An 11,161-nucleotide genomic window follows, 5' to 3' on the forward strand; every position below is an offset into this window, starting at 1 on the left:
ATTGCTTCTGTGTTTTTTTTTGTCAACGGCAACAGGGCATACGGGTGAGGAGTCCGTGTGGTGGGCTCGGAGATTTGTATACGAGGCGGGGTGGGTCCGGTTGAGGGGGCGTGAGCCGCATGGATGCGGCGACCGAGCTTACATGGACGTACTTGCAGCGTCCCCCTCAACCGGACTCACCCCGCCATCCCACGGAATGCGCGCATTTGACGTCGCCTTGGCTTGAAGCGGGTGCAGGGCTGCAAGCCCTGCAATTCCAAACCACTCAGTACAGCGTCCGCTCCGGCGCGCCGGCCGGCGGCGGAGTGTACTGGTACAGCCAGGTCTCGGTGAGGGTCTTGCCGCCACTGCGCAGGAACAGGCGGATGTCGATCTGCTCGGTGCTGCCTTCCGGCGGCACCAGGTCGAACATCGCTCGGTAGCCGTTGATCTCGCGCAGCGGTCGCGCCGACACGATCTCGACCCGGCCGCGGCTGGCTTCCACCACCGCCTCGACCTCGCCCTTGTCGATCAGCCTGGCCAGTTCGCCGCCTTCGAAGTCCACTGCGAAGCGCCAGCTGAAGTACTCGCGCTTCTTGCCGACCACGCCGCCCAGGCCGGTGCGGCTGGCCACGCAGTGCGCCAGCGGCGGGCGTGCCGGCGGCTCGGCACCCCAGTACAGGCGATAGCCGACCAGCAGTTCCTGGCCTGGCTGCGGCTTTTCCTTCGGGTTCCAGAACGCCACGATGTTGTCGAAGGTCTCGTCCACGGTGGGAATCTCCACCAGCTGCACCGAGCCTTCGCCCCACTCGCCCTTGGGTTCGACCCACAGGCACGGGCGCTTCTCGTAGAACACGCCGTCGTCCTGGTAATGGTCGAAATTGCGGTCGCGCTGCAGCAGGCCGAAACCACGCGGGTTGCGGTCCACGAACATGTTGAAACGCAGGTTGCGCGGGTTCAGCAGCGGCCGCCAGATCCACTCGCCAGCACCGGTCCACAGCGACAGGCCGTCGGTATCATGGATCTCCGGGCGCCAGTCCCACGCCATGCGGCGGTCGTTCTCGCCCACCTGGTACATGCTGGTGCACGGGGCGATGCCCAACCGCTCGATCGCCTTGCGCGGGTAAAGCGCGCTGTCGATGTCCATCAGCAGCACGTCGCCATTGGTGATCGCGAAGCGATAGGCGCCGGCCACGCTGGGCGAATCCAGCAGGCCGTAGACCACGATCGTTTCCGAATCGGCCGACGGCTGTTCCAGGTAATAGGCGATGAAGTCCGGGAATTCCTCCGGCTTGCCCATGCCGGTGTCGATCGCAAGGCCACGCGCGGACTGGCCGTACTGGCCTTCCTTGCCGACCGCGCGGAAGTAGCTGGCGCCGAGGAAGGCGGCGAAATCGCGGTCGGTGTCCTTGCGGGTGTTCAGGCGGAAACCGGCGAAGCCGAGGTCAGCCGGCAGCTCGCCGTCCTTGATGCCGCTCTTGCCGTAGTTGAACGCTGCGCCGTCATAGGCCAGCTCCTGCGCCTTGCCGTCGACCACGTCGAACATGCGCACCGGCGAATGGAAGTACAGGCCCAGGTGGAAGAACTTGGCCTGGAACTTGCCCGGCTGGTCGGCCCACAGCGCATGGTCCTGGCGGTAACCGATCGACTGGTACTGATCCCAGTCCAGGCCTTCCAGGCGGCCCGGCAGCACCCGCTTGTGGCTCTTGTAGGGCGCCTGTGCCAGCGCGCGCGCCTGGCCCTTCAGGGTGGCGAAGTCGAACGGCTGCGGCTGGCCGAGGCGGCGCAGGCCCATCTGGCCGCTCTTGCTGGCCGCGCACGCGGGCAGGGACGGCAGGCCGAATGCAGCCAGGGCGAGGGAGGCATTGCGGATGAAGTCGCGTCGTTGCATGCAGGCGCGTCAGGCACAGAGGGAAGGTCGGCCATCATAGGCAGACAAACGTTAACGGGCAGCGGAGACGTCCCCTGCCCGTTCAGCTGCCGCTGGCCGCCCGCCTCAGCGCTGGCAGTGGCTGCACCAGACGCTGGCGCGCTGGCCGATGGTGGCGTGCTTCAGCGCGCGGCCACAGTTCGGGCAGGGCAGCCCGTCACGGCCGTACACCAGCAGTTCCTGCTCGAAGTAGCCCGGCGCGCCGTCAGGGCTGATGAAATCGCGCAGCGTGGTGCCGCCACGGGTGATGGCGTAGCCGAGGATCTCCTTCACCGCGTCGGCCAGCCGCTGGTAGCGCCCGCGCGAGATCTTGCCCGCCTCGCGCAGCGGGCTGATGCCGGCCTTGAACAGGCTCTCGGCGGCGTAGATGTTGCCCACGCCCACCACCACCGCCTGGTCCATCAGGAAGGTCTTCACCGGCGCGCTGCGGCCACGGCTGCGGGCGAACAGGTAGTCGCCGTCGAACTCCTCGTCCAGCGGCTCCGGGCCCAGCCCCTGCAGCAGCGGATGGACTTCACCGGCCGGCTGCCAGAGCAGGCTGCCGAAGCGGCGCGGGTCGTTGAAACGCAGCAGGCGGCCGTTGTCCAGGCTGATGTCGACGTGGTCGTGGGCGCGCACCGGCGTATCACCGGGCAGCACGCGCAGGCTGCCGGACATGCCCAGGTGCAGCACCGCGCTGCCGATGGTGGTATCCAGCAGCAGGTACTTGGCGCGGCGGCGGATCTCCTCGATGCGCTGCCCCGGCAGCAGCTCGGCCACTTCCGGCGGAATCGGCCAGCGCAGGTCGGCGCGGCGCAGGATCACGCCATGCACGCGGCGGCCCTGCAGGTGCGGCGCCAGGCCGCGGCGGGTGGTTTCTACTTCGGGCAGTTCAGGCATGAACCGATTCTACGCCCGCTCAGCGTGGTGGCGCCGCCAGTTCACGGGCATCCAGGACGCCATCGCCGTTGGCATCCTGCTTATGGAAGCGCTGCACGATCACCTGCCGCTGCTGCTCGCGGCTGATCGCCCTGCCCTTGCCACCGGGCAGCTCGTCGGCGCTCAGCACGCCATCACCATTGCGGTCCATGCGGTCGAAGGCATACAGCATCCACTGCACGTACTCGGCCTCGCTGACCTTGCCGTCGCCGTCGCTGTCCATCCGCTGCAGGTAGCTGGTGGTATCGGTGACCTGGGCCAGCGCCGCACCCGGCAGCAGCACCGCCAGCAGAACCCCGTACCCAGCCCTCACGCGCCCACCAGGCTGTAGCCCTTCAATCGCGCGGCGTAGGCCTGCAGCGCGGCAATGCCACTTTCCTCGGCCTCGCAGCACCAGTCCTGCAGCTGGTGCAGGCGCTCGGCGGCATCGTGGCCGCGGGCCTCGAGCAGCGCCGCCAGCCGCGCGCGGTACTCGACCAGGGTGCGGATGCGCGGGCGCTGTGCCACCCATTCGCTGAGCTGGGCACGACTGTCCGGCTTCAGCCAGCGGCCATCGTTGACCAGGCCGCGGCGCAACCGGCGTGGCAGCAGGCGGCGCAGTTTGGCCCCAGCCTGCGCAGCTTCCTCGCGCAGGGCCGGCATGAATACATTGCGCTGGTAATCGGTCATCGCCTGGAAGCGGTGCGACAGCAGCGCCTTCAGGGTTTCAGCATCGGGCACGGCGATGTTCGCGCGCACGTCCATGGCCGGCGCCACCCGCAACACCTTGGCCAGGCGCAGCGCCTGCAGCAAACGAATTGCGGTCCAGCCGATGTCGAATTCCCAGCGCCGCATCGCGAAGCGCGCCGAGCTGGGGAAGGCATGGTGGTTGTTGTGCAGCTCCTCGCCACCGATCCAGACCCCCCACGGCGTGAGATTGGTGGAGGTATCGGCGGACTCGTAGTTGCGGTAGCCCCACCAGTGGCCCAGGCCATTGACCACGCCGGCCGCCCAGAACGGGATCCATGCCATCTGGATCGCCCACAGGGCCACGCCGGGCAGGCCAAACAACACGGTATTGATCGCGAACAGCAGCACCGGCCCCAACGTGGCATGCGGGGTATACAGGTGGCGCTCGATCGCATCATCCGGGGTGCCGCGCGCGTACTGCTCGATGTCCGCGCGCTGGCCGCGGGCTTCGCGGTACAGCTCCACGCCGTGCCAGAACACCGTGCCGATACCGCGGGTGACCGGGCTGTGCGGATCGTCCTCGGTCTCCACCTTGGCGTGGTGCTTGCGGTGGATGGCCACCCACTCGCGGGTGATCATCGAGGTGGTCAGCCACAGCCAGAAACGGAACACGTGGGCCAGCGCCGGGTGGAAATCGACCCCGCGATGGGCCTGGCTGCGGTGCAGGTACAGGGTCACCGAGAAGATGGTGATCTGGGTGAAGACCAGCAGCACCGCCAGCATGGCCCACCAGCCCAGGCCGAGCACACCACCGGTCAACAGGGACATCAGGGCATCAGGCATGACGGCTCTCCGGATCGACGCGGGGATGGCAGACATCATGGGCGCTTGCGTTGCAAACTGCATCCCTGCGGCGGTGCTTCGCATCGCCATCCGAGGCACCGTTCACAGTTGGGGACCTGAGTTGTCGAGCCTTGATCCACGCGCCAGCACCATGACCGCCGCCCCGCCCGTCGCGGAGCTGCCCCCGTTGATCGAGCTGGACCACGCCACCGTGGTGCGTGGCCAGGTGAAGGTGCTGCACGGGCTCAGCCTGCGCATCGCACAGGGCCAGCACACCGCCCTGCTCGGCCCCAACGGCTGTGGCAAATCGACCTTCATCAAGCTGATCACCCGCGAGCTGTACCCGCTGGCGCAGGTCGACGGCTCGGTGGCGGTAAGGGTGCTGGGCCAGAACCGCTGGCAGGTGGACCGGCTGCGCTCGCAGCTGGGCATCGTCACCGGCGACCTCAGCAGCAACCTGGCCGACATGCCGGGGCTGACCGTGGAGCAGGCCGTGCTGTCCGGCTTCTTTGCCAGCTACGTGGTGCCGGCCTTCCGCGAGGTGACCGCCGACATGCGTACACGCGTCGGCGAGACACTGGCGATGACCGGCGCGCTGTCGCTGCGTGAACGCACCTACGCCGAGCTGTCGGCCGGCGAGACCCGCCGCGTGCTGATCGCCCGCGCGCTGGTCAACCGGCCGCAGGCGCTGCTGCTGGACGAACCTTCCACCGGGCTGGACCTGGTCGCCCGCGAACAGCTGGTGGCGACCATGCGGGTGCTGGCCCAGCAGGGCATCACCCTGGTGCTGGTGACCCACCACATCGAAGAGATCATTCCCGAGATCGAGCGCGTGGTGCTGCTGCGCGACGGCCGCGTACTGGCCGATGGCACCCGCGCCGAACTGCTGCGCAGCGAACCGCTGTCGGCGGTGTTCGGCGGCGCGATCACGGTGGTCGAGCAGGAAGGCCGGCTGACCGCGTACGCGGGGTGATCGACATGCGCAGTGCAGCGGGCCGGATATCCCGGCCCACTGCACGCCACCTCAGAACTTCAACGCCAGCGCACGCGACTCGATCGGCGCCATCCGGCTCTGGTCCTGCAGCTGCAGGTCGCGCAGCTCGTACGGTGCACCAAAACCCGCTGGCAATGCGGCCTGGTCAAACGGCAGCACCAGCTGGCCTGCACCCGGGCCATCGAACCACGCTGCTGCATGTGCCTGCGCGACGGGCTTCAGTTGGCCATCGCGGGCCGTGGCATACAGCGTGCCCCGCGCCTCGTAGCGGCCAGCCGCCGCCACCTGCAGCGGCAGCGCCACCTGGCGGCTGGCCGGGTCCGGTGCCGCCTGGCCACTGAAGCGCGCGGTCGGCCGCGCCACCGCGAAGGCCACCTTGCCATCGCGCAGCACGCCGTCGGCCTGGGCGAACACCTGCAGTTCCCATAGGCCCTGCACAGTGCCGACATCGGCCGGGATGCGCACCTGCGCGCGCAGGCTGCCATCAGTGGTGCGCAGCAACCGTTGCGGCCAGCTGCGGCCATCCGGTGCGACCAGCAGGGCTTCACCGCCCAGGCCGCCACGACGCAATGCCAGCTGCGCGGTGGTGGCGCCGTCTTCCAGCAGGCGTGCCTGCAGCTGCACGTTGCCACCGGCCAGCACCTGCGCCTGGTTGGCCTGCACTTCCAGCCGCAGCGGGCTGTTGGGTTCCAGTACCTGCACCACGTAGCGGCCCTGTGCCTGTGCGCTCTGCAGCGTGTACGCACCGGCCGCACTGGTTGCGCCGGTACGCAGCATGCTGCTGCCATCCCTCACCGGCATGCCGGCCTCCTGCAGCGCGCGGGCATCGACGCTGCGCGCCACGCTGCTGCGGCCGGCCGGGTCGCGCACCTGCAGGGCATTGGCCGGCACTGCACGGGCACCCTCGGCCGGGCTCAGCTGGATCACCGCATCGGCAGCGGTCAGCGGCAGGTCCAGGCCGCGTTGCAGCTGCGTGCCATCGACCTGCTGCCAGTAGCTGCGGCTGACCGACGCATACGGCGTGGCCGCCTGCAGCGGTTGTGCCGGGTCCAGCGTCCAGGCAAAGGCCAGCGGCGCGTGCTCGCTTTCGTCGGCGGGCAGCGGCGCGGCCACCAGGGCGGCAGGCACCTGATCGCCTGCACGGGCGGCCTGCAGCGGCTGCGCGGCCTGCGCTGCGGAAAGGGACAGCGCTGCCAGCACGGCGCCGGCCAGCAGGGTGGATTGAATCGTCATGGTCGTCTCCCTCACTGGGTCAGGTCGTTGCGCAGCAGGGTGCCGAGGCCGAAGCACTCGCGGCGGCTCTGGTTGTGGCTGAGCGGTTCTGCGCCCTGGGTACGCGCCTTGTCGGTGAACCAGGTGGTGCCGGCGGCCTTCTGGCTGCTGCACTCCAGGAAGCCATCGGAGCAGGACGACAGCCAGTTCTGGGTGAACTCCAGGCCGACGTTGGCCGCATAGCCGCCGCAGTAGCTGTTGCTGTCCCACACCGCCGATTCCACGTCGCTGCCGACCACCGCGCGGAACGGCTTGGGCAGGGCGGGACGGCCTGCGGTGCCGTACAGGTTCTGCGCGTTGTAGGTGGCCATGCTCGCCACCTGCTGCTGGCGCACCGCGTCGTTCTTGTAGCCCAGCAGCCAGCCCAGCGAGGTTTCGAAGGTGTTGCCGTTGAGCACCGCATCGGCCAGCGGCGTGCCGGCCGAGGACGGCGCCAGCGCGTTGACCTTGCGCACCGTGCGGATGATCTTCGGATAGCGGCTGTCGTAGGTCGGGTTGGACAGGATCCAGCGCATCACGTTGCCGCCGTTGGAGTGGGTGATCACCACCAGCTGGGTGATGCCACGGCTGTCGATGAAGCTGGTCAGCTGGTTGGCCAGGCAGCCGGCCGCTTCCGGCTTCCACATGTACTGGGTGAAGTCGCAGTTGATGACGACGTAGTTGCTGCTGTTCGGCAGGCCCTGGCGCACGCTGTCGATGATCGCCGGCTGCCAGTAGTCCTGGGTGGCATTGGTCTGTGCGCCGGTGCCATGCACGAAGGCCACGCCGACCACGTCGGCGGCCTGTGCCGGCGCGGCTGCCAGCCCGAGGAGCAGGGCCAGGACGGTACTTCCTGTTGCGGTGCTGCGCATCGCTTCTCTCCCTCTGTCAACGGATCCCCCCGGTCCGGCTGGAACTGGACGGCTCCTGGTGCGTGCCGTTGTGCCGATGCTCGCGGCGCAGCCGCGTGAAAGTCCGTGCGCTGCGCCCGGATTCAGGAGACTGACGTCACTCGATGACGTTTTTCGTATTCTTCCGATGACCATGCCGGGTCTGGCCGTATGACCGATGGCCACTGCAGTGTCGTATGGGGGCTGCGATCATGGCGCGTTGTTTTCTCTCCCGGAGCCTGTCCATGTCGCTGATTTCCCACCCTGCCCGCCCGCTGCTCGGCCTTGCCGTCGTCGCGGCCCTGGCCGGTTGTGCCGCCACCGCCGCCAAGCCGACCGCCGTCGAAGCCAACATCACCACCAAGGCGGTGGGCTATCTGGACAAGAGCGCGGTACCGGCCAGCCTCGACCTGGTACCGGCACCGCCGGTGGCCGGTTCGGCCGCCCTCGCCCTGGACGAACAGGTCAGCCGTGAAGCCCGCGCACTGCGTGGCAGCCCGCGCTTCGCCCAGGCCGGTGTCGATGCGGAGCTCGGCTTCCCCGAAGGCGCCAACCACTTCTCCTGCGCCGCCGACATCGACGTCGATGCGGTGAAGACCCCGGCGCTGTACCGACTGCTGGAGCGCAGCCGGATCGACGCCAGTGCGGCGACCAAGGCTGCCAAGAACCACTACCAGCGCCCGCGCCCGTTCATGGTCAACGGTGAACCGACCTGCTCGCCGAAGGACGAAGACGGCCTGCGCAAGAACGGCTCGTACCCGTCCGGCCACACCTCGATCGGCTGGGCCTGGGCGCTGATCCTGTCGGAGATCGCACCGGATCGCGCCGATGCCATCCAGGCCCGCGGCCGCAACTACGGCGAGAGCCGCCTGGTGTGCAACGTGCACTGGCAGAGCGACATCCTCGAAGGCCGCTTCATGGGCGCCGCCGCGGTGGCCCGCCTGCACGACAACGCTGCGTTCAACAAGGACCTGCTGGCCGCACGCAAGGAAATCGCCGCTGCACGCAAGGCCGGCCTGCACTCCAGCCGCGATTGCACCACCGAGAATGCGGTGCTGAAGGTGCGCCCGCAGAGCGCGCTGTAAGCGCCTGCCGGATCGATCGTTGCCCGCCAGCGGCCGGCACTACCGGTGGCTGTGAAACAGAAGGGCCGGCATTGCGCCGGCCCTTCTTCATTGCATTACCGCAGCCACCGCATCAGAACTTCGCGGTGAACTCCACGCCCCAGGTACGCGGCTCGTTGAGGAAGCCGGTCAGGTTGTTGAAGTCGATCGCACCGACCACGCGGGTCTGGTTGGTCAGGTTGCGACCGAACACCGCCACGTCGTACTGGCCGTAATCCCAGTTGTAGCCCAGGCGCAGGCCGCCTTCCAGCGAACTACGGCCGCGGAACTCCGGCGACTCGTAGATGAAGAAGTTCACCGCGCTGCGGTAGGCCCAATCGGTGTAGGCATACAGCTCGCTGCCATCGCTGAGCGGGAAGCCGACGCGCAGGGTCGCGTTGTGGATCCACTTCGGCGCCTGCGGCAGCGGGTTGCCGTTGACCAGTGCATAGGTGCCGCCGTTGATGACGGTGGTCGGATCGTTGATGGTGCAGCCACCGCCGCAGATCGCCACCGCCAGATCCTTGTCCTTGATCTCGGTGTCGTTGTAGCTGCTGCCGAAGGTCAACAGGACGTTGTCAGCCAGGTAGGCTTCCAGGTCCAGCTCCACGCCCTGGCCGATGGTCTTGTCGGCGTTGAGCAGGGTGGCGGTGTTGTTGGTGCCGCCCACGGCGATCAGCTGCTGGCCGTCAACGTTGTAGCGGAACACGCTCAGGCCCAGGCGCGCGCGGCGCTCGAACAGGTCGGCCTTGATGCCGGCTTCGTACGAGATCACCTTCTCCGAATCGGCCTGCGACAGGCCCGGCGCGAAGGCCAGGCGGCCCTGGATCGACGGCGCACGGAAGCCCTTGGCCACGCGGGCGTAGGCATTCACGTTGTCGGTCAGCTTGTAGACGCCGCTGACGTCCCAGCTGACGTCGTTGACGTCGGTGTTGGCCAGGTACGGGCCACTGACCGGGGTGCCGAAGGGAAGAACGGCCTGCAGCACGCTGGCGTTGAAGTCCTTCTTGTCCTGGGTGTAGCGCACGCCGGCACGCAGCTTGAAGCGGTCGGTGACATCGAAGTCACCCGAGGCAAACACCGCCCAGGCCTTGTTGCGCTGGTTCTGCACCACATGGCCGGTCTGCGGGTTGCCCGGGGTCAGCGAGTCGTAGTTGAAGTTGTTGATGGTCACGTCTTCATCGAAGTAGAAGACGCCGGCCTGCCAGTCGAAGCGGCCCCATTCGTTGGATTCGACGCGGAATTCCTGCGTCCACTGGCGGTGGTGCGGCAGGCCGTCAGCCGACTCGGACGAGAACGGGATGAGGCCCGGGCCCGAGTTGCCGGCACCGAGGAACGCAGCCCCGTAGCCACCGTCGATGTCGCCGCGGTTGAGCGATTCAGCGGTTTCATAACCGGTGATCGAGTGCAAGGTCACCGAGCCGAGGTTCCACTGCAGGCGCGCGCTGCCGCCCCAGGTCTTCAGGTCGGAGAAGTTGACGCCGTCGTTGGCCACCTTGTCGCGGTCGAAGTTCTCGACCAGGCCGTTGCCACCCTTCTGGATGATGTTGGCGCGGAACAGGCGGGCGGTACCGTTGAGCTTGCGCTTGTGCAGGTTGAACAGCGCTTCGAAGTCATCGCCTTCGTACAGGAACTGCACGCGGCCTGCGGCTTCGTCATAGCCTTCGAAACCGCTGTTGGGCGCACCGGCGCGGGTGTTGTCGACCCAGTCGTCGCGACGCTGGTAGATGGCCGAGACGCGTGCCGACCAGCGGTCGGTCAGCGGGCCACCGTAGGCGCCCTGCACGTTCCAGCTGTTGTAGCTGCCATAGCCCACGCGCACGTAACCGTCGGCATCCTGCGACGGGCGCGCCGAGTCGAACTTGACCACGCCGGCCGGGGTATTGCGGCCGAACAGCGTGCCCTGCGGACCGCGCAGCACTTCCACGTTGGCCAGGTCGAACAGCGGGAAGCCCTTCAGCAGCGGGCTTTCCTGCACCACGTCGTCGTACACCAGCGACACCGGCTGCGATGCATTGAGGTCAAAGTCGGTGTTGCCCAGGCCGCGGATGTAGAAGCGCGGGAAGGCACGGCCGTAGGACGACTCGATGTTGAGACTGGGCACGCGCGCGGCCAGGAAGCGGATGTCATCACCCGCCGAACCCAGCACATCGAGCTTCTCGCCCTGGATCGCGCTGATCGCGACCGGCACGTCCTTGGCGTTCTCGACGCGCCGCTGCGCGGTCACCTGCAGGGCATCGAGGGCAACCGGATCCTTGGCAGCGGGAGTTTCCTGGGCGGCTGCTACCAGCGGCAACAGGGCGGAAAGAGCGGCAACGAGGGGGCGCGCGACCGGAAGGCGGCCACGGGAAGTGCGGGTCGGGGACATGGCGGTAGGCTGTGTTTGGAGGGGTGGTAAAACGGCGCTACCAGATAATTGTTGCAATACAGCACCTGCCCCGCAAATGCCTGCCGTTCATGGCCCCGTCCCCCCGGCCCCCCCCCCCCCCCCAACCCCGGGGTTTTCAGCCCCGTCAGGCCCCCCCCCGTTACCCCTCGTCCATCCCTGCCCCCCCCCCACGCCACCGTTACCGCGCCCAGGCTG

The 11,161-nt window shown here is 68.0% G+C and carries 9 protein-coding genes; 2 read left to right on the forward strand and 7 right to left on the reverse strand.

All coding sequences use genetic code 11. The features are described 5' to 3' along the window. Positions 1-265: 265 nt before the first annotated feature. The 4 genes from EKL94_RS21040 to EKL94_RS21055 all read right to left on the reverse strand — a co-directional run bounded on the left by EKL94_RS21040 (position 266) and on the right by EKL94_RS21055 (position 4,339). Positions 266-1,870, reverse strand: coding sequence for an OpgD/OpgG family glucan biosynthesis protein (locus tag EKL94_RS21040; protein WP_012509627.1), 1,605 nt, complete (start codon positions 1,868-1,870; stop codon positions 266-268). Positions 1,871-1,975: 105 nt separating this feature from the next. After that, the gene (mutM, locus tag EKL94_RS21045) at positions 1,976-2,788 is read right to left on the reverse strand and encodes a bifunctional DNA-formamidopyrimidine glycosylase/DNA-(apurinic or apyrimidinic site) lyase (protein WP_126930508.1); all 813 of its coding nucleotides are present in this window, start codon (positions 2,786-2,788) and stop codon (positions 1,976-1,978) included. Positions 2,789-2,807: 19 nt separating this feature from the next. Then, entirely contained in the window at positions 2,808-3,140 is a 333-nt protein-coding gene (locus EKL94_RS21050) for an EF-hand domain-containing protein (protein WP_126930509.1), read from the reverse strand. Beyond that, a complete protein-coding gene (locus tag EKL94_RS21055; RefSeq protein WP_126930510.1) occupies positions 3,137-4,339 on the reverse strand; it encodes a DesA family fatty acid desaturase in 1,203 nt (400 codons plus the stop codon). Before EKL94_RS21055 ends, EKL94_RS21050 begins: the two co-directional genes overlap by 4 nt. Before the next feature lie 151 nt (positions 4,340-4,490). Between EKL94_RS21055 and EKL94_RS21060 the strand changes: the two genes are divergently transcribed. Further along, positions 4,491-5,312: an ABC transporter ATP-binding protein gene (locus EKL94_RS21060; RefSeq protein WP_126930511.1), complete on the forward strand. Its 822-nt coding sequence runs from the start codon at positions 4,491-4,493 to the stop codon at positions 5,310-5,312. Between the two features lie 51 nt (positions 5,313-5,363). Here EKL94_RS21060 and EKL94_RS21065 read toward each other — a convergent pair whose 3' ends face one another. Then, the gene (locus tag EKL94_RS21065) at positions 5,364-6,566 is read right to left on the reverse strand and encodes a DUF4785 domain-containing protein (protein WP_126930512.1); all 1,203 of its coding nucleotides are present in this window, start codon (positions 6,564-6,566) and stop codon (positions 5,364-5,366) included. An 11-nt stretch (positions 6,567-6,577) separates the two neighbouring features. After that, positions 6,578-7,456 carry a hypothetical protein gene (locus EKL94_RS21070; protein ID WP_126930513.1) on the reverse strand — a complete coding sequence of 293 codons (879 nt, stop codon included), beginning with the start codon at positions 7,454-7,456 and terminating at the stop codon, positions 6,578-6,580. Between the two features lie 263 nt (positions 7,457-7,719). Here EKL94_RS21070 and EKL94_RS21075 point away from each other — a divergent pair, with 263 nt between their 5' ends. Next, the gene (locus EKL94_RS21075; RefSeq protein WP_126930514.1) at positions 7,720-8,559 is read left to right on the forward strand and encodes an acid phosphatase; all 840 of its coding nucleotides are present in this window, start codon (positions 7,720-7,722) and stop codon (positions 8,557-8,559) included. 112 nt (positions 8,560-8,671) lie between these two features. Here the strand turns inward: EKL94_RS21075 and EKL94_RS21080 are convergent, their stop codons facing one another. Further along, a complete protein-coding gene (locus EKL94_RS21080) occupies positions 8,672-10,945 on the reverse strand; it encodes a TonB-dependent receptor (protein ID WP_126930515.1) in 2,274 nt (757 codons plus the stop codon). Positions 10,946-11,161 lie beyond the last annotated feature (216 nt).

Origin of the sequence: Stenotrophomonas maltophilia, from assembly GCF_003970865.1 — a bacterium.
Lineage (GTDB): Bacteria > Pseudomonadota > Gammaproteobacteria > Xanthomonadales > Xanthomonadaceae > Stenotrophomonas > Stenotrophomonas maltophilia_AR.

Bases quoted from the DNA above. Each gene is read 5' to 3' on its own strand.
- EKL94_RS21065 (WP_126930512.1), bottom strand. From the start codon at position 6,566: ATGACGATTCAATCCACCCTGCTGGCCGGCGCCGTGCTGGCAGCGCTG.
- EKL94_RS21060 (WP_126930511.1), top strand. From the start codon at position 4,491: ATGACCGCCGCCCCGCCCGTCGCGGAGCTGCCCCCGTTGATCGAGCTG.
- EKL94_RS21080 (WP_126930515.1), bottom strand. From the start codon at position 10,945: ATGTCCCCGACCCGCACTTCCCGTGGCCGCCTTCCGGTCGCGCGCCCC.
- mutM (WP_126930508.1), bottom strand. From the start codon at position 2,788: ATGCCTGAACTGCCCGAAGTAGAAACCACCCGCCGCGGCCTGGCGCCG.
- EKL94_RS21070 (WP_126930513.1), bottom strand. From the start codon at position 7,456: ATGCGCAGCACCGCAACAGGAAGTACCGTCCTGGCCCTGCTCCTCGGG.
- EKL94_RS21055 (WP_126930510.1), bottom strand. From the start codon at position 4,339: ATGCCTGATGCCCTGATGTCCCTGTTGACCGGTGGTGTGCTCGGCCTG.
- EKL94_RS21040 (WP_012509627.1), bottom strand. From the start codon at position 1,870: ATGCAACGACGCGACTTCATCCGCAATGCCTCCCTCGCCCTGGCTGCA.
- EKL94_RS21075 (WP_126930514.1), top strand. From the start codon at position 7,720: ATGTCGCTGATTTCCCACCCTGCCCGCCCGCTGCTCGGCCTTGCCGTC.